17 protein-coding genes are annotated in these 16,987 nt (G+C 50.4%); 10 read left to right on the forward strand and 7 right to left on the reverse strand.

Going from position 1 to position 16,987, the window contains the following annotated elements; genetic code table 11:
- Positions 1–35: 35 nt before the first annotated feature.
- Positions 36–686 carry an AlbA family DNA-binding domain-containing protein gene (locus BN8_RS25745; RefSeq protein WP_009284881.1) on the reverse strand — a complete coding sequence of 217 codons (651 nt, stop codon included), beginning with the start codon at positions 684–686 and terminating at the stop codon, positions 36–38.
- 189 nt (positions 687–875) lie between these two features.
- Here BN8_RS25745 and BN8_RS25750 point away from each other — a divergent pair, with 189 nt between their 5' ends.
- Positions 876–1,358: a sterol desaturase family protein gene (locus BN8_RS25750; protein WP_040006529.1), complete on the forward strand. Its 483-nt coding sequence runs from the start codon at positions 876–878 to the stop codon at positions 1,356–1,358.
- Positions 1,359–1,441: 83 nt separating this feature from the next.
- Here the strand turns inward: BN8_RS25750 and BN8_RS25755 are convergent, their stop codons facing one another.
- Positions 1,442–1,663: a DUF2795 domain-containing protein gene (locus BN8_RS25755; protein WP_009284883.1), complete on the reverse strand. Its 222-nt coding sequence runs from the start codon at positions 1,661–1,663 to the stop codon at positions 1,442–1,444.
- A 275-nt stretch (positions 1,664–1,938) separates the two neighbouring features.
- Between BN8_RS25755 and BN8_RS25760 the strand changes: the two genes are divergently transcribed.
- Entirely contained in the window at positions 1,939–2,667 is a 729-nt protein-coding gene (locus tag BN8_RS25760; protein ID WP_009284884.1) for a copper homeostasis protein CutC, read from the forward strand.
- A gap of 57 nt (positions 2,668–2,724) precedes the next feature.
- Here BN8_RS25760 and BN8_RS25765 read toward each other — a convergent pair whose 3' ends face one another.
- Both BN8_RS25765 and purU read right to left on the reverse strand, forming a co-directional pair.
- Positions 2,725–4,320, reverse strand: coding sequence for a sodium/sugar symporter (locus tag BN8_RS25765; RefSeq protein WP_009284885.1), 1,596 nt, complete (start codon positions 4,318–4,320; stop codon positions 2,725–2,727).
- 89 nt (positions 4,321–4,409) lie between these two features.
- Positions 4,410–5,264, reverse strand: coding sequence for a formyltetrahydrofolate deformylase (purU, locus tag BN8_RS25770; RefSeq protein WP_009284886.1), 855 nt, complete (start codon positions 5,262–5,264; stop codon positions 4,410–4,412).
- A gap of 79 nt (positions 5,265–5,343) precedes the next feature.
- Between purU and BN8_RS25775 the strand changes: the two genes are divergently transcribed.
- The 3 genes from BN8_RS25775 to mog are packed head-to-tail and all read left to right on the forward strand — an operon-like array spanning position 5,344 to position 8,719.
- On the forward strand, positions 5,344–6,309 hold the full coding sequence (locus BN8_RS25775) for an isoaspartyl peptidase/L-asparaginase family protein (protein WP_040006531.1): 966 nt from the start codon (positions 5,344–5,346) through the stop codon (positions 6,307–6,309).
- Positions 6,310–6,368: 59 nt separating this feature from the next.
- Entirely contained in the window at positions 6,369–8,186 is a 1,818-nt protein-coding gene (locus BN8_RS25780; protein WP_009284888.1) for a glycosyltransferase, read from the forward strand.
- Positions 8,186–8,719 carry a molybdopterin adenylyltransferase gene (gene mog / locus BN8_RS25785; protein WP_009284889.1) on the forward strand — a complete coding sequence of 178 codons (534 nt, stop codon included), beginning with the start codon at positions 8,186–8,188 and terminating at the stop codon, positions 8,717–8,719. Before BN8_RS25780 ends, mog begins: the two co-directional genes overlap by 1 nt.
- Here mog and BN8_RS25790 read toward each other — a convergent pair.
- The gene (locus BN8_RS25790; RefSeq protein WP_009284890.1) at positions 8,716–9,930 is read right to left on the reverse strand and encodes an anhydro-N-acetylmuramic acid kinase; all 1,215 of its coding nucleotides are present in this window, start codon (positions 9,928–9,930) and stop codon (positions 8,716–8,718) included. The two genes, mog and BN8_RS25790, sit on opposite strands and share 4 nt — an antisense overlap.
- A 95-nt stretch (positions 9,931–10,025) precedes the next feature.
- Here BN8_RS25790 and BN8_RS25795 point away from each other — a divergent pair, with 95 nt between their 5' ends.
- The 3 genes from BN8_RS25795 to BN8_RS25805 all read left to right on the forward strand — a co-directional run bounded on the left by BN8_RS25795 (position 10,026) and on the right by BN8_RS25805 (position 13,258).
- Positions 10,026–10,910, forward strand: a complete 885-nt coding sequence (locus BN8_RS25795; protein ID WP_009284891.1) for a fructosamine kinase family protein — start codon at positions 10,026–10,028, stop codon at positions 10,908–10,910.
- A 40-nt stretch (positions 10,911–10,950) separates the two neighbouring features.
- Positions 10,951–12,378: a DEAD/DEAH box helicase gene (locus tag BN8_RS25800; protein ID WP_040006532.1), complete on the forward strand. Its 1,428-nt coding sequence runs from the start codon at positions 10,951–10,953 to the stop codon at positions 12,376–12,378.
- Positions 12,379–12,448: 70 nt separating this feature from the next.
- Positions 12,449–13,258 (forward strand): tetratricopeptide repeat protein, encoded by an 810-nt coding sequence (locus BN8_RS25805; protein WP_009284893.1) that lies wholly within the window; start codon positions 12,449–12,451, stop codon positions 13,256–13,258.
- A 3-nt stretch (positions 13,259–13,261) separates the two neighbouring features.
- Here the strand turns inward: BN8_RS25805 and BN8_RS25810 are convergent, their stop codons facing one another.
- Complete coding sequence (locus BN8_RS25810) at positions 13,262–14,077, reverse strand: toxin-antitoxin system YwqK family antitoxin (RefSeq protein WP_040006876.1); 816 nt, start codon at positions 14,075–14,077, stop codon at positions 13,262–13,264.
- Positions 14,078–14,399: 322 nt separating this feature from the next.
- Here BN8_RS25810 and fcl point away from each other — a divergent pair, with 322 nt between their 5' ends.
- Positions 14,400–15,341: a GDP-L-fucose synthase gene (fcl, locus tag BN8_RS25815; RefSeq protein WP_040006533.1), complete on the forward strand. Its 942-nt coding sequence runs from the start codon at positions 14,400–14,402 to the stop codon at positions 15,339–15,341.
- A gap of 62 nt (positions 15,342–15,403) precedes the next feature.
- Here fcl and BN8_RS25820 read toward each other — a convergent pair whose 3' ends face one another.
- Positions 15,404–16,036, reverse strand: a complete 633-nt coding sequence (locus BN8_RS25820; protein WP_009284897.1) for an acetyltransferase — start codon at positions 16,034–16,036, stop codon at positions 15,404–15,406.
- 112 nt (positions 16,037–16,148) lie between these two features.
- On the opposite strand from BN8_RS25820, the gene BN8_RS25825 reads away from it, so the two are divergent.
- Positions 16,149–16,982, forward strand: a complete 834-nt coding sequence (locus BN8_RS25825; RefSeq protein WP_009284898.1) for a UDP-2,3-diacylglucosamine diphosphatase — start codon at positions 16,149–16,151, stop codon at positions 16,980–16,982.
- Positions 16,983–16,987: the final 5 nt, after the last annotated feature.

The following is a 16,987-nucleotide window of genomic DNA, read 5'->3' on the forward strand; positions in this document are numbered from 1 at the left end:
CGATTGGAGGTATTGATCTGTGTAATCTGTGGCGATTAAATAGCTCGGCTGGTGTACTTGTCAACTACGTCGCTGGGGTGTATTTCCAATACGTTCGCCAGCACCAAAAGCACGAGTGTTCGGGAAGCGATCTTGCGCGATACCCCGGCAATGGAAGCAAATAGATCGACTGTGATGCTGTTATGTTCGCCGAGGTGCTGCATGAGTTTACGCTCCTTATCCCCGTACGTGAACCGAATGTCGCGGGAGGCCCGCTCTCCTTTCATAATTTCACGCACCTCTTTACTGGCCTGAACCGACTTATCGGCCACGCGCACGTATGCCTTTTTATTCTCGGGGTCAGCCAGATCGGGAATAATGTAGTGTGGCCTGTTTGGGCTGGGCGGCACCCGGATCACCAAAACCTCCCGCTCGTCGTAGAGCGGCACCCGTTCAATGGTGTAGCTGATTTTGGGAAAACAGTATTTGTCAATAGCCCGGACGAGCAGGTACTCGTCTTCGTCGGCGTACTTGAGGCCTGGAATTGTGCGGTCGTCGCCCACGCCGATGAGCATTATGCCGCCGTTTGTGTTAGCGAAAGCGACGACGCCCCGAATAATTTTTTCGGGATGGTTCGTTTTCAGTTTGAACTCTAAATTGCTGCCCTCGCCCCGTCTGACCAGGTCTTTGAGCGCTCGATAGTCCATAACCGATGTGTTCGAGTGATTGAGCACTGAATCGTGTTAAAGTTACGGCTTTCTACCAAATTTGCAACTCTCTTTACTACATCTCTATTTTGCGCTAAATTGTTGTGAATAAACCGCCAACTTTTAAGTATCGCAAACCGTTATCCAAGTCGAGACGTAACAAGTTATTGCTACTTAACTAACACAGAAATGCTGGTAAACGTTGCCTTGGTTTTGGGAACTTTTGTATTTATGGAGGGTGTAGCGTGGTTTACGCACAAGTATGTGATGCACGGCTTCTTGTGGAGCTGGCACCTCGACCATCATAACCACCACAAAGGTTTTTTCGAATGGAATGACCTGTTTGCCCTGGTTTTTAGCACAGTAGCCATCACACTGATCATTAGTGGAGTCGAAATTCCTGAATGGCGCTTTTTAGCCTGGATCGGAGCTGGGGTGACGTTATATGGTATATTTTATTTTCTCTTCCACGACGTCATCGTTCACCGGCGGGTGAAGATCAAATTCAAAGCGAAGAATCCGTATTTACAGCGCATTATCCGGGCTCACTACGTTCACCACCAGGTTCATACCAAAGAAGGAGCCGAAGCTTTCGGTTTTCTGTACGCCCCAAAAAAATACGATGTGCTGCCTCGTCGGTCGGCCAATAAATCCAGCTCAGCAGCCCTGTAAGCTGGTTTCACGAATTTATATTGGAAGAGTTTACTAAAAGGCGTCGTTTTACACATGCGACGCCTTTTTAGATCATGCCCTGATCAATATTCATCTTCGTTAAAGAAGAAATCGTCTTTAGTCGGATAATCCGGCCAGATTTCTTCAATGCTTTCATACGGCTGGCCGTCGTCTTCGAGTTCCTGTAAATTTTCTACTACTTCTAATGGGGCACCGGAGCGGATAGAGTAGTCAATCAACTCATCCTTGGTAGCGGGCCATGGAGCATCTTCGAGATAAGACGCCAGTTCAAGTGTCCAATACATAGTCAGTTTTGTATTTATTATCTTTTTTTAACAAGGGTGCAAAAGTAAAAAAAACTTTATATCCAAGACCTTTTCCCGAAAAATGTTTATAAAAGGGCAATAAGCAGGATTTAGGCCAATAACTACCAGAAAGCGGCTTTGTTTTCAGCAGACGAATTAATGAACGATTGATGCTCTTTTTTTACCAATAATAGTTTTTTTACCTCATTCCACTATACGTTTTCTACAGCAACGAGCACAAATTTGTAGCTGAACAAAATTTTTCCCGTTTACATATGACTGTTGAAGTTTGTGCTTATTCACTGGCTTCGTGTCTGGCGGCTCAACGCGCCGGTGCAAACCGCATTGAATTGTGCGGAGGCATGAGCGAGGGCGGCATCACTCCAAGTGCGGGCCTGATCCGGCAGGTTCGGCAATCTGTATCACTACCCATTTACGTCATGATCCGGCCACGGGGAGGTGACTTTCTGTACACCGACACGGAACTGGCCGTTATGCGTTCCGACATCGAAGCAGCGCGGCAACTGGGTGCCGATGGTATCGTGCTGGGTGTACTGCTGGCCGATGGCACCGTTGATGAAGCAAAAACCCGCGAACTTATAGAACTGGCTCATCCACTGCCCGTTACATTCCACCGGGCATTCGATATGACCGTCGACCCTTTTGAAGCGCTCGAAGCCATTATCCGAACCGGTGCCGAACGCATCCTCACATCGGGCCAGCAGCCGAAAGCTGAAGCAGGTTTACCGCTGCTTCGGCAACTAGTTCGCCAGGCTGCCGGACGAATCGAGATCATGGCAGGAGCCGGTGTATCGGTACGTAACGCCGGGCTGTTCCACGAAGCCGGCCTGACGGCCGTTCACCTGAGTGGCAGCCGGTCTCAACCCAGTCCGATGACGTTCCGGCAGCCGGCCGTATCGATGGCTTCGTCAGCACCATCCGAGTATGAACGTATCGAAGCCGACGAAACCGTGATTCGGTCCGTTGTGCAGACTTTCGTTTAAAGCAACGGGGCCCGCCGATACGTATCGGCGGGCCCCGCTAGTTGATTGTCTGGTCTTTTACCAGAAATAAGCGTATAACAAGGTTAATACCGCTACGATGATTACCGCCCCGGTCATAAACGTACGCGATGTCCTGAACATGGATGAGTCAATTTCAAGTCCTTTCTCACTTGGCGAAATCAGGCTGATCACAACCATTACGGCCACGCAGATTAGGAACACAATGCCCATCCGATCAATAAACGGAATGTTAGGATACAACTCCTGCATACCGAACGCCAGCAGAAAGCCTCCTACGATAGCGAAGAGTGCAGCCGCTGAATTTGTCCGCTTCCAGAAAAAGCCAAGAGCAAAAGCCGCAAAGACACCCGGCGAAACCAGGCCCGTCATTTCCTGAATAAACTGAAACCCGCCTTTCTTATCAATGCCCATGTACGGCGAAATCACGATGGCAATGACCATCGACACAACGACGGCTACCCGGCCAATCAACACCTGATTGCGCTCATCGGCATTGGTATTAAAGAATTTCTTGTAGATGTCCAGCGTAAAGATGGTCGAGATACTGTTTGCCTTTCCCGCCAGCGATGCCACTACGGCGGCCGTCAGCGCAGCGAACGAAAGCCCTTTCAAGCCCGTCGGGAGCAGGTTCAGCAATACGGGGTAAGCGTTATCCTGATTGAGTTCACCGTTTTTCAACATCTCCTGCTGGAACAGTCCCTGCTGGTACAACGTATAGGCAGCAATACCCGGCAGGATAACGATAATCGGCATCAGCAACTTCAGAAATGCCGCAAACAGCAATCCTTCGCGAGCGGTTTTCAGGTCGGCTCCCAGCGCCCGCTGTGTGATGTATTGGTTACAGCCCCAATAGTTCAGGTTAATGATCCACATCCCGCCAATCAGTACCGATAAGCCAGGCAGCGACATGTAGTGCGGATGGCCCTTCGGAAAAATCATGTGGAAGTGATCCGGTACTTTTTCAAGCATTAACGACAGGCCAGTACCGACACCATCCTGCCCGAATTGATTGGAAACCAAATTAACAGCCAGATACGTAGTAGCCAGACCACCCAGGACCAGGAAAAACACCTGAATTACGTCCGTGTAGCCAATTACCTTCATCCCCCCAACGGTAATCACAATCGCGAAGACCGCCAGCCCGATCATGCAAAGCGTAAAATCCAGCCCGGAGATCGTACTTACTGCCAGCGCTCCCAGGTAGAGAATCGACGTCAGGTTAACAACAATGTAGAGCAACAGCCAGAAAACGGCCATGATCGTACTAACCGTGTTGTTATACCGTTTCGTCAGAAACTGCGGCATCGTGAAGATGTGGTTCTTCAGGTAGATCGGCATAAAAAAGACAGCGACCACGATCAACGTAGCGGCTGCCATCCATTCGTACGTAGCAATGGCGAGCCCCATCGAGAATCCATTACCCGACGCTCCAATAAACTGCTCGGCCGAAATATTAGAGGCAATCAACGAGGCCCCAATGGCCCACCAGGTCAACGAGCCCTCAGCGAGAAAGAAATCGGTAGAAGAAGCTTCTTTGGTTTGTTTCCGTTTGTAAATCCAGTAGCCGTATGCCGCTACGATAATAAAATAGATAAAAAAGACGACGTAGTCGAGCGTTTGGAGTTTTTGCATGACAAAGGCAATACAGAGGGCTTGCTATGGCACTATTTTGACCCGAAATATACTATAATCCTGCTACAAAAAAGGGCGAAAACTTCTAATTACAGTACAATCGCCCGGTTGCCCTGAATGAATACACGGTCGTTGAACACCAGCTTCAGCGCCTGCGACAAAACAATTTTTTCAACGTCTTTCCCTTCAGTAGCCATGTCGGCGGCTGTATGGCGATGATCCACTTCCTTGACGTTCTGGGCAATGATCGGCCCTTCGTCAAGGTCATTGTTGACAAAATGGGCGGTAGCGCCAATGATCTTAACGCCCCGTTCGTAGGCCTGGCGATACGGGTTTGCCCCAATGAAGGCTGGTAAAAAAGAATGGTGAATATTAATGATTCGGTTCGGGAAGTGGTTGACAAAGTCGGGAGTCAGCACCCGCATGTATTTGGCCAGCACCAGGTATTCTGGCTGATAAATGGCCAGCGTACGTAAAATAGCTTCTTCGTGTTCGTCGCGTGTTCGGTGTTCGTGCGAAATGTAGTGAAACGGAATACCAAACTTACTGACCAGCGGCTGGAGTATGTTATAGTTACTGACAACCGCCAGAATGTCGGCGTCAAGTTCATCAAACGCGTAGCGAATCAGCAGTTCCGCCAGGCAATGGTGCTCTTTGGTCACCATAACCACAATGTTCTTCTTCTTTTTGGGATTTAGTCGTAACCGGATTCCGGCAGGTAAAACCGACTGAAGTTCGCTCAGTAGCTCCGGGCCGTTGATCGGGTCATTGGCACTCCCGGCCTCAAACTCGGTTCGCATGAAAAACTGCCCCGAGGGACTAACGTATTCATCATTATGTATGACATTGAGGTTATGCCGGAAAAGAACACCTGTTACGTGGTAGATTAATCCCTTGTTGTCGGGACCGTCCATAAGCAGGATGTGTTTGTCAGAGTCTGCCATGAGCCATTCGCAATAATTCCGCTAAAAGTAGTAAATGAAAGACGTTTATTCTTTTATTTTGGGCCATAAGCCTTCCTGTATGTTAAACAGACGCCGTTTTCTCTCGCTAGGGCCACTGGCTGGCCTGCTCCCTTCGCTAACCTTCGGAGCATCGACATCATCGATTACTACACAATCCGCTTCTGGTCCTCTGGTGATTGCAACCTGGAAGCAAATTAAGGCCAATGAGGCTGCTATTGCCGTGCTGTCGAAAGGAGGACGCGCATTGGATGCCGTCGAAGCGGGAGTTCGTATTCCAGAAGCCGATCCGAATGATACCAGTGTTGGGTACGGTGGTCTGCCCGACCGCGATGGGCGTGTTACGCTCGACGCCTGCATTATGGATGAAAAAGGTAACGCCGGCTCCGTTACCTACCTGGAACACATTATGCACCCAATTTCTGTGGCCCGTGCTGTCATGGAGAAAACGCCCCACGTTATGCTCAGTGGCGAGGGTGCTTTGGCGTTTGCGTTGTCACAAGGTTTTAAGAAGGAAAACCTACTGACAAAAAAATCAGAACAAAGCTGGCGCGAATGGCTCAAAACAGCTCAGTATAAGCCTGTCATCAACATTGAGCGGCACGACACCATTGGTATGCTGGCCATCGACAGTAAGGGGGACATTTCCGGGGCTTGTACCACCAGCGGATTAGCCTACAAAATGAATGGTCGTGTCGGCGACTCCCCGATAATTGGTGCCGGCTTGTTTGTCGATAACGAAATCGGAGGAGCCTGCGCGACCGGTCTGGGGGAGTTGGTGATGCGCACCTGCGGTTCTTTTCTGGTCGTTGAACTGATGCGTCAGGGGCGAACTCCGCAACAGGCGTGTGAAGAAGCCGCCCGCCGAATTACCAGCAAGCAGGAATACAAAGACGTTCAGGTTGGTTTTCTGGCCGTTAACAAGCAAGGCCAGCATGGTGCCTACAGTATTCAGCCGGGGTTCAATTACACACTTTATCAGGCTCAAGATAATAGAGTTTTGGAAGCTGCTTCTTTTTTGAAATAATTTGCAACCTCTTTTTACCTAAATCGTTCTTGTAATATTTACAAAACTACCCACAGAACTTGGAATCGGTATTCTCAACGTCGAAGCGGAAGTTGCTACTAGAGGTCGCCTGGGAGGTTTGCAACCAGGTTGGTGGTATTTATACGGTCATTCGGTCAAAAGTACCGGCCATGGTAGAAAAATGGGACGATGACTACGTTGCCCTTGGTCCTTATTTCCCTCAAAAGGCAGCGGTCGAATTTGAGCCCATCACAGAACCAGATGAGACTGAGATTGGCCAGACCGTCCGCCGAATGCGACAACTGGGTTTTCATATCGAGTACGGCTACTGGCTCGTAACGGGCCGCCCACGGGTGGTTCTGTTTGATGTAAACAGCATTAGCGGTGATCGGCTGAATCAACTTAAAGGGCAACTCTGGGAGCGCTACGAATTATCGACGATCAACGTAGAAGACTTGGTCAATCAGGTGATTGCGTTTGGCGAACTGGTCCGCGTGTTCATTACGCTGCTAGCCGAAGAACACGCCCGGCGGGTTGATCTGGTCGCTCATTTTCACGAATGGATGGCCAGTACGGGTCTGCCCGATCTGCGTCGGGAGAACGTAAAGGTGGCAACGGTGTTTACCACCCACGCTACGATGCTTGGGCGGTATCTGGCTCAGAACGAACTGGGATTTTATGGCAAGCTGCCCTTCTTCGACTGGAAACGCGAAGCTCAACATTACAACATTGAAGCGCAGGCGACCATTGAGCGGCTATCGGCATTGCAGTCGCATGTTTTTACGACGGTCAGCGACGTTACGGCCCGCGAATGTGAAGTGTTTCTTGGTCGCAATCCCGATCTTATTCTGCCAAATGGTCTGAACATTCAGCGGTTTGTGGCTACTCACGAGTTCCAGAACCTCCACGTTCGGTATAAGGAGAAAATCCATGAATTTGTGATGGGGCACTTCTTCCAGAGCTATTCGTTCGATCTGGAAAAAACGCTGTACTTCTTTACGTCGGGGCGGTTCGAATTCTCCAATAAAGGTTATGACCTGACACTCGAAGCCCTGGCTCGGCTGAACTGGCGGATGCGGGAAGCCAACATGGACACTACGGTTGTCATGTTTATGGTTACCCGGCAGCCCTACCATACCATCGACCCTGAGGTCCTGCACAGCCGCGCTTTACTCGATGAGATTCGGGAAACCAGCGAGGCTATTCAGAAACAGATAGGGGAAAAATTATTCCTGGCGGCTGCGTCCAGCAACGACATTGCGCTGCCCGACCTGAATGCGTTTGTCGACGAATATTGGCGGCTCCGACTCCGGCGTACGATCCAGAGCTGGAAAACAAAGCACCTGCCGCCGTTTGTAACTCATAATCTGGTTCAGGAAGACGATATGACGCGATTTATCCGTCAGGCTAATCTGGTCAATAATGAGTACGACCGCGTCAAAATTGTTTATCACCCTGATTTTATAGCGTCAACCAACCCCCTTTTCGGCCTCGATTACGGTCAGTTTGTGCGGGGGTGCCACCTGGGTATCTTCCCAAGTTACTACGAGCCCTGGGGCTATACGCCACTCGAATGCGTCGTTCGGGGTATTCCGACCGTTACGAGCGATCAGTCGGGTTTTGGCGACTTCATTATGCAGATCATGCGCGACTACGAGAATCGGGGTATTTACGTCGTAAACAGAAAAACGCAGAATTTCAACGAAGCCGCCGATCAGCTCGCCAACATCCTGTTCCGGTTTGTTCGGATGAGCCAGCGTGACCGGATTGCTCAGCGTAACCGGGTTGAAAGCATTGCCGAAGTGTTCGACTGGAATAACCTGCGGTCATACTACGATACGGCTCACGATCTGGCCCTAAAGCGGAAGAAGCCGTAATGGAGCAGGTTATTCGAATTGGTGTTATCAACGTATCGGATCGGGCCAGCGCGGGCATCTACGAAGATATTCCCGGCAAAGCGGTAATGAGCCTGCTCACATCCTGGCTGACCTGCGAATGGTCGCCGGTGTACCGCGTCATTCCCGACGAGCAGGATCAGCTTGAAGCCGCTATGATCGAGATGGCCGACACGGAGGGTTGCTGCCTGATCGTGACGACGGGCGGCACCGGCCCGGCCCGGCGCGACGTAACACCGGAAGCGACCGAAGCCGTCTGTCAGAAAATGCTGCCCGGCTTCGGCGAGTTGATGCGTCAGGAAAGCCTGCGCTACGTTCCAACGGCAATCCTGTCGCGGCAAACTGCCGGCATTAGAAACCAGAGCCTGATTCTGAACCTGCCCGGCAAACCAACCGCCATCGAGCAGTGTTTGTCGGCTGTGTTTCCGGCTATCCCGTACTGCATCGACCTCATCGGTGGCCCTTACCTGACCACTAACCCGGATGTCATGAAGGTGTTCCGGCCAAAATCCTAATACGGAAAGCTTATTTTTCCCATCGTAACGGTCGGCACGCCAGAACGTCCTTCACCAAACGAAGCCGTCCCCCCAACGAGGGTTTCATTCGCCAGTACGGCAAACAAAACAGCTTCCTTTGCATCTCCGTTGATGCCCAGTTCATCCGTACGGCCGAACGCACAGTCGGGTAGTTGGCGCTGAATCGCCTTTGTCAGAATGGGGTTATGCATCCCCCCACCACTCATATAAATCCGGGTTTGTTGGGTAGAACCAGTTTCGCTACCGGGCAACACACGCCGGATTGCTTCGGAGATTGTATCGGCGCTGAACTGAACCAGCGTTGCCATCAAGTCAGCATCCGTTATATCCGTAGTACCGGTCTGCTGCTGGGCTCTTTCTACATAGCTGATGTTGAACACTTCCGGGCCGGTAGTTTTCGGGAAAGGTGCCTCAAAAAAAGGCGATTGTTTCAAGGCATTCAACAGCTCAGTACTCACCCGCCCTTGGGCTGCCAAATTCCCGTTTTCATCGAACGGTTGATTTAAAAACCGGCGCGCATAGGCATCGAGCAGCGTATTACCTGGTCCTGTATCGGTCGTAAACACCAGGTTCGCGTCCTGGCTGGCGGGCAGGTAAGTAAAATTGGCAATACCGCCCATGTTCAGCAGGATACGGATCTCACCAGCTTTCGAGAAAACAAAATAGTCACCGTACACGGCCAGTGGAGCCCCCTCGCCCCCATGCGCGACGTGTTTTTGCCGAAAATCACTGAGGGTAATAATTCCAGTCGTAGCCGCTACATGATCGCCGTCGCCGATCTGGAGGGTAGCGTTCGGGAACTTATCCTGCCGGTGCTGGCTTTTGGGAGCATGGTAGACGGTCTGCCCGTGGCTGGCCACGATGTCAATATCAGCGGGCGTAAGGTTCCAGGTATGCAGGCAGTCGAGTACCATCTGGCCATGAAGTCGCCCAATGTACGCGTTGAGCAGACAGGCCACTTCAAAATCGATCTGACGTTTGGCAAAAATGCCTCGAATGTCCGTTTTTAGTTCGTCTTCGTATGGTACCGTAGTAAATTGCTCCAGCGTTACGGACGTATCCGGCCCACTACCCGATAATTGACACAAGGCTACATCCAGCCCATCGAGCGATGTTCCCGACATCAGACCGATAATTCGACGGGTTGGTTTTTGGGCAACATCGTAGAGTTTCTGGAGTTGTTGGTTCATAGAATGACAAAAGCTATCCGACAAAAGTATGGTATTTTGGTTTCCTCGGTTTTAAGCAATCGACGAAAGTCAGCCGGTCGGCAAAAAAGTAACGCATGGAGTTTTGGGGTGACGAACAATTCGCCTTTTTCGAGAGCATACTGTTTCTCGCCTTAGGCCAGCCAGTCGACGTACTGGAAACCCAGTTCCTGTCGGGGGGCGACATTAATATGGCCGCGCGGGTATTTTCGTCCGAGGGCGTATTTTTTGTAAAGTGGAATCAGACGCCTGCGTCGAACACCATGTTCGAGACTGAAGCGTGGGGGCTTGATCTCCTCCGGAGAACGGACGCACTGTTCATTCCACGCGTAATTGGGTACGGTCAGCAGCTCGACAAATCGTACCTGATTCTGGAGTATATTGAATCTGGTCAGCTCCAGAAAAACTATTGGGAGAACCTGGGTCAGTCGCTGGCGCTGTTGCATTCGCATACTCAGCCTAAATTTGGGCTGGCGTTTGATAACTACATTGGTTCACTGCCGCAATCGAATACACCCACCGCCAGCGGCTTCGATTTCTTTTTCGATCAACGGCTTCTGCCGCAGGCGGGTATGGCTCTGTACAAAGGACTACTGCCGAAAGAGATGTATGACGCGCTGCTTCGACTTCGTGAACGCCTGCCTGATCTCCTGCCCAGCGAACGCCCCGCGCTCCTGCATGGAGACCTGTGGTCAGGTAACGTATTAGTGACGGAAGATGGACAGCCAGCGCTGATCGATCCGGCTGTCTACTACGGCTTCAGAGAAGCGGAACTGGCTTTTACAAAACTGTTCGGCGGCTTTGACCAACGGTTTTATGACGCCTACGATGAGTCTTTTCCGCTCGAAGATGGGTTCGACGAGCGGATCTCGATCTATAATCTTTATCCGCTGCTTGTTCATACCAATCTGTTTGGATCGGGCTACGTCAGTGGAGTTGAACGGATACTTAAACAGTTTTAATGATCAGGCAGGCGATAAGCCGTCTGGTATCAAGCATTTTATGGACATTACTTCCTTCGAAGACTTTGCCTTAAATCGTCAGTTGCTCAATGCGATTGCTGATCTTGGCTATGATCAACCAACGCCAATTCAGCAGAAAACGATTCCACTGATTCTGGGCAACCACGACGTATTAGGCATCGCGCAGACCGGTACGGGTAAAACGGCCGCTTACGTTTTACCCCTGCTCATGAAGATTAAATATGCGCAGGGCGTTCGGCCACGGGCGCTGATCCTGGCCCCAACCCGCGAACTGGTCATGCAGATCAACGAGGCCATTGCTCAGTTGGCTAAGTATACCGACCTTCGGCATGTTGCTCTTTACGGCGGCCTCGGCCCGAAAACTCAGATTGAAACCTTGCAGAAAGGCGTCGACATCATCGTAGCCACTCCGGGGCGATTCATGGACCTGTATCGGCTGGGCGAGCTCCCCACAAAGGAAATCAAGACGATGGTGCTCGACGAAGCCGACAAGATGATGGATATGGGCTTCATGCCACAGATCCGGAGTATCCTGGAGGTGATACCCACCAAGCGGCAGAACCTGCTGTTTTCGGCCACCTTCGGTGAGCGGGTAGAGCGGCTATCGGGTGAGTTTCTGGAAGCACCTATCCGGGTAGAAGTGACACCTCAGGCTTCCACCGCCGACATGGTGAGCCAGGTGATCTACGAAGTCCCGAATTTTCGTACTAAAATAAATTTGCTTGGTTATCTTATTAATGATGAAGCGTTTCAGCGAGTGATCGTTTTTGCCAGGACGAAACAGACGGCCGAGAATATTTATAAATTTCTGTCCCGAAAGGTCGTAGAAGACGACCGCATTAAGGTTATTCATGCGAATAAAGGGCAGAATACGCGCATCAATGCCATGGAAGCCTTCAAGGAAGGAAATATTCGGGTGCTGGTGGCAACGGACGTAGCGGCTCGTGGCATTGATGTCGCCGAGGTCAGCCATGTCATAAACTTCGACGTTCCGCTGATTTACGAAGACTACGTACACCGGATCGGTCGCACAGGCCGAGCCAATAAAACAGGGCAGGCCATTACGTTCGTGACGATGTCGGAGGAATACCACGTTAAGAAGATCGAAAAAATCATTCGAATGTCGGTGCCTCACGAACCAATTCCGGCTGATGTAGAAATTACCGAAACACCTTTTGACGAACGCCAGGCGATGCTTCGAGAAATAGACGAGCAGCGTCGAAAAGAGGACCCAACATTTCAGGGTGCCTTTCACGAAAAAAAGGAGAAAAATCTGCCTGCCGGGAAAAGCCGGTCAAAGCCAGGAACAAAAGCTACTTCTTCCGCTAAAAAGCGCCCGCAAACCACTGGTAGCCAGTTTGGTAGTTCCAAGTCCCGGCCTGGCGGGCCGGCTGGTCGCCGAACGACTTCCGCAAAGCGATCAGGACCACGCGGAGGCCGTCGGTAATTCGCTGGTAATGTACTAACTTGGCCACCCATTCGTTTTACCGAAACAGTACCACGATTGTGTGATGCGTATGCTTGTTCGGAAAAATCTGTTACAATGGAGTTTGGTTGTGTTACCGCTGCTTTCAGCCGCTCAGCCAACTCAGCTAATTACGTCGGCTCGTCCTAATGCGGATCGGTCGGCGGATTCGGCAGGACGGAGTGCATCTGAACATCAATTTATTGACGGAAAAGCAACCGAATCAGCCGCCGACGCTACCGAAAGCCAGGAAGCCATTAACATACTCCCTCTTTTCGGCGAGCGGGCCAAAACAGCCGCTCAGGTTGACTACGAAGTGCACTTCCTTAATGATTGCGATCAAAACTTTACCAGCCGCGAGGAAGCCAGCAAGTTTTTTGCCGACCGGGGGTGGGATTATATTACAGATGGCCAGCTCGATACGGCCGCCTACCGCTTCAATTTAGCCTGGTTGCTGAACCACAACAACGTCGATGCCTATTGGGGCCTGGGAGTAGTTTGTTATCAGAAAGAGAAATTGCCCGATGCTATCCGAATGCTGAAACGTGGCCTTACGGTAGCCGATTCTAACGTCGTTCTGATGACTGACCTCGCTACTGTACAGATTAAGCACTACCAGGCTAAGCAGCAGAAAGACGATCTAAGCGAAGCCGAGCAACATCTGCTAAAAGCCGTTGCGATTAGCCCGCGCAGCGCCGATTCGTATCAGAAACTTTCGCTGGTTAACTACATGAAAGGCGACTACAACAAGGCCTGGGACTATCTGCATCAAGCCCGAAGCCTCGACCTGTCGGCTATTGACCTGACGTTTCTGAACGATCTGCTGGCTCGTCACCCCGATCCGAAGGGTGTTTTTAAATAAACCTCAATTGTCGGTCTCTTCCTCTTCTACGACTTTCTCCTTGGGTCGCTCGTAAATCACTTTTCCCTTTTCGTCCCACTCGGTGATGACGTACGGTTCGAACTCCGTATCCCATTGATCACGGGCATATTGCGTGAGCTTCCGGCGCCGGCGACCAACCTGATTGGTTGGGTAATACTCTGTCCAGCGGCCAACTTTTACCCCGTTTTCGTATTTTCCTTCTTCGGACAGCAACCCGTTTTCATGAAAGGCCATGTACGTACCCTGAACTTTACCGTATTCAATAGGTATGATTTCCTTTACATTCTTGTGGGCTGAATCGTGGTACGTAACACGGGAGTCAGCAGGAATTCCCCGATACCAGCGGGATTTGTCGATGAGCATAAACTTGGCGTCATACCGCTCCCAACGCCCATCTTTCATGCCGACGTAATAGAACCCTTCCTCGATCAGTTCACCGTTCTGAAAACGTTTATATGGTCCGTGCAGTAATAGACCTTCTCCCTGATCGCGGGGAACGGCATTGGTTACACGCCCGGATTTCTGATAGTAACGATACACATCCTTGACATAAGGCATCGGTTTCTGATCGTTATTACGTAGCACGTAGAACTCTTCTACAACGGTCCGGTCGCCACTACCAAACTTCGTATAGGCTTTCACCATCGGCAGGCCTTCGTACTCCGTTTTTAATAGTTTTTTCTTCGATTTTTTCTCGCTACGTTTTTTTTTGAATTCCTTTAGTTTTAACCCCAGATCCTGGACACTCCCTAACGCCGAGCCGTCGCCACTGGATTTTTCGAGACCAAGCGACTGCATAGACGGCAAACCAAGCGTAGTTAAGGATGATGGAACGGACGAAAACGGTGGTGCCGGCGCTCCCGAGGGCTCTAAAACTGGTTTCGATGCCGTTGTCAACGAAGCTGGCTGCGTTGTCTGGCCAAAAACTTTTGTTACCAATACTACAGATAACAAAACCGGTATTGCCTTGATTTTAAATACGGATACAAACATAAAAAAGGGCAAACGATTGATGCCTGAAGTTTGTTAGCTTTGCAACGCTTTACTAAGCGGTATTATTTTGTACTACTTGTCTGTCGGACAACGCCGTTCGGCATTATAACATACCTTTTACACAGCCGTGGAAAAACAGGCCCGTATTTATGTCGCCGGACACCGGGGTATGGTGGGTTCGGCCATTGTCCGTAAACTTCAAGCCGAAGGTTATTCCAATATCATCATCCGTACTTCGTCGGAACTGGACCTGCGCAATCAGGCGGCCGTAGCCGACTTTTTCGCCGACGAACAACCTGAGTACGTATTTCTGGCTGCGGCCAAGGTTGGCGGCATTCTGGCCAACAACATCTACCGTGCCGAATTCTTGTACGACAATCTGATGATTGAATCCAATATCATTCACTCGTCATACAAATCGGGCGTTAAGAAGTTGCTGTTCCTTGGCTCATCGTGCATTTATCCCAAGCTGGCCCCCCAGCCATTAAAGGAGGAATACTTGCTCAGCGGTTACCTTGAACCGACCAATGAACCATACGCCATAGCCAAAATTACGGGAATAAAACTTTGCGAAGCGTATCGCAGTCAATACGGTTGTAATTTTATTTCGGCAATGCCTACGAATCTGTACGGTCCCAACGACAATTATGACCTGCAGGGATCGCACGTACTGCCGGCCCTGATCCGTAAGTTTCACGAGGCTAAATTGAACGGTCAGTCAAGCGTAGAAGTGTGGGGCACCGGGGCTCCCCGACGTGAGTTTTTGCATGCCGACGATCTCGCCGATGCCTGCTTCTTCCTGATGCAGCATTACAACGACGATCTGTTTGTAAACGTCGGTACGGGCGAAGACGTTACCATCCGCGAGCTGGCTGAATTGGTTAAAGAAACGGTCGGTTATGAAGGTGATCTGTACTGGAATACTGAAAAACCCGATGGCACCCCGCGTAAGCTGATGGACGTGTCACGCCTGCACACCTTGGGCTGGAAGCACAAGACCGCCCTCAGACAAGGTCTCGAAATGACGTACCAGGACTTTCTGGCGAACGAGGTCTTATACGTTGAATAGTATTTGCTGCCGATTACACGGATTACCACGCTGTGAAACCCGCGTAATCGGCAACCATGTCCTTAGATAGGTCTGGCTGGGTTACCAAATACGGTTGCGTTGGCCGCAACGCTCTCCACAACAACCGACCCTGCTCCTATCCGGGCATTCTTGCCGATTGTTACACCGGCTACGATCGTTACGCCCGTCCCGATAAAAGCTCCTTCTTCAATTGTAACTCCACTATTGATAAGGCTTCCTGCGCCCACAAGGACGTAATCGCCGAGCTTTGCCTGGCTTTCCACTATAACTCCTGACTGAATGATGCAGTGCTGGCCAATTTCGGAGAAGGGATTGATAACAACCCGGGCCGCAATCAGATTTCCGTGACCGAGGCCAGCGGTGGCCGAAACAACAGCCGTATCGTGGATGGCATTAACGGGCTGCACCTTACGGCGCTCGTTCAGCATTTTGACCAGTTGTTTTCGAACCCGAGTGTCACTGATTGCAATAAACGCTTCACATTTCTGCCCGATAAGTTTCAGGAAGCCGTCATCGTCGGTTTCGCCAAGCACCGAGACATCTCCAAACTCCTTTCCGTGCAGTTCCTTATTATCATCCAAAAAACCATACACCACAACCTGATTGCGCTGAAATATGTCCAAGGCTGTCACGCCCAGACTCCCGGCACCAAAAATGAGCACTGGATTTTCCATTGTACTTTGATTATTAAGTCAGTATGAACACTTATGCGTTTAGATCGCTATAGTTCGCAATTTGGTAACAATGTGATAAACACTACTTCATTTATGGACTATAAATTCGTTCATGAAATCAAGTACGCAATTTCGCACTATTGTACTTTCCGACATTCACCTCGGAACGGCTGGATCGAAAGCAAAAGAAGCCACCGAGTTTCTGCGTAACTACTCCTGCCAGAAACTAATTCTCAACGGCGACATCATTGACGGCTGGCAACTCAAACAATACGGCACCTGGAAGAAAAAGCACACCGCTTTTTTTAAAACCGTTTTAAAGCAAATAGTTCGTTACAACACCAAGGTAATATACCTGCGCGGTAACCACGATGACTTTCTGGATCAGGTGATGCCCCTGAAAGTTGGTAAGAACTTTTCCATACGTAAAGATTATATTCTCAACTCCGGTAATCGCAAACTGTACGTCACCCACGGTGATGTGTTTGATTCGATTACGTCGCAGATGAAGTGGCTGGCCTATTTAGGCGATCTGGGGTATACATTCCTGCTCTGGGTTAACAAGTTTTACAATCAGTATCGGACCTGGCGGGGACTGCCCTACTATTCGCTTTCGCAGCAGATCAAAAAGCGTATCAAGCAGGCGGTCAGCTACATTTCCGACTTCGAACAGAAACTGACCGAACTGGCCCGCGCCCGCGGCTGTGATGGTATCATTTGCGGTCATATTCACCAACCTGCCATTCACGAGTTCGACGGGATTGTGTACATGAATTCCGGCGACTGGGTTGAATCCCTGAGTGCATTGGTTGAAGACCACGACGGCAACTGGAGCCTTCTGTACTACACCTCCGATCTGGCCGAAGAGAACGAGACTGAGGAGGTACGACCTAAAAAGAAGACGAAGCACATCGGCGAACCTGAGTTTGCGCTTCGTGTTGCTTAATTCCT

It is taken from the genome of Fibrisoma limi BUZ 3 (assembly GCF_000296815.2).
Lineage (GTDB): Bacteria > Bacteroidota > Bacteroidia > Cytophagales > Spirosomataceae > Fibrisoma > Fibrisoma limi.

Bases quoted from the DNA above. Each gene is read 5' to 3' on its own strand.
- BN8_RS25745 (WP_009284881.1), bottom strand. From the start codon at position 686: ATGGACTATCGAGCGCTCAAAGACCTGGTCAGACGGGGCGAGGGCAGC.
- BN8_RS25755 (WP_009284883.1), bottom strand. From the start codon at position 1,663: ATGTATTGGACACTTGAACTGGCGTCTTATCTCGAAGATGCTCCATGG.
- BN8_RS25795 (WP_009284891.1), top strand. From the start codon at position 10,026: ATGGAGTTTTGGGGTGACGAACAATTCGCCTTTTTCGAGAGCATACTG.
- BN8_RS25750 (WP_040006529.1), top strand. From the start codon at position 876: ATGCTGGTAAACGTTGCCTTGGTTTTGGGAACTTTTGTATTTATGGAG.
- BN8_RS25820 (WP_009284897.1), bottom strand. From the start codon at position 16,036: ATGGAAAATCCAGTGCTCATTTTTGGTGCCGGGAGTCTGGGCGTGACA.
- BN8_RS25825 (WP_009284898.1), top strand. From the start codon at position 16,149: ATGAAATCAAGTACGCAATTTCGCACTATTGTACTTTCCGACATTCAC.
- purU (WP_009284886.1), bottom strand. From the start codon at position 5,264: ATGGCAGACTCTGACAAACACATCCTGCTTATGGACGGTCCCGACAAC.
- BN8_RS25810 (WP_040006876.1), bottom strand. From the start codon at position 14,077: ATGCAGTCGCTTGGTCTCGAAAAATCCAGTGGCGACGGCTCGGCGTTA.
- BN8_RS25765 (WP_009284885.1), bottom strand. From the start codon at position 4,320: ATGCAAAAACTCCAAACGCTCGACTACGTCGTCTTTTTTATCTATTTT.
- BN8_RS25805 (WP_009284893.1), top strand. From the start codon at position 12,449: ATGCTTGTTCGGAAAAATCTGTTACAATGGAGTTTGGTTGTGTTACCG.
- BN8_RS25790 (WP_009284890.1), bottom strand. From the start codon at position 9,930: ATGAACCAACAACTCCAGAAACTCTACGATGTTGCCCAAAAACCAACC.
- BN8_RS25800 (WP_040006532.1), top strand. From the start codon at position 10,951: ATGGACATTACTTCCTTCGAAGACTTTGCCTTAAATCGTCAGTTGCTC.
- BN8_RS25775 (WP_040006531.1), top strand. From the start codon at position 5,344: ATGTTAAACAGACGCCGTTTTCTCTCGCTAGGGCCACTGGCTGGCCTG.
- mog (WP_009284889.1), top strand. From the start codon at position 8,186: ATGGAGCAGGTTATTCGAATTGGTGTTATCAACGTATCGGATCGGGCC.
- BN8_RS25760 (WP_009284884.1), top strand. From the start codon at position 1,939: ATGACTGTTGAAGTTTGTGCTTATTCACTGGCTTCGTGTCTGGCGGCT.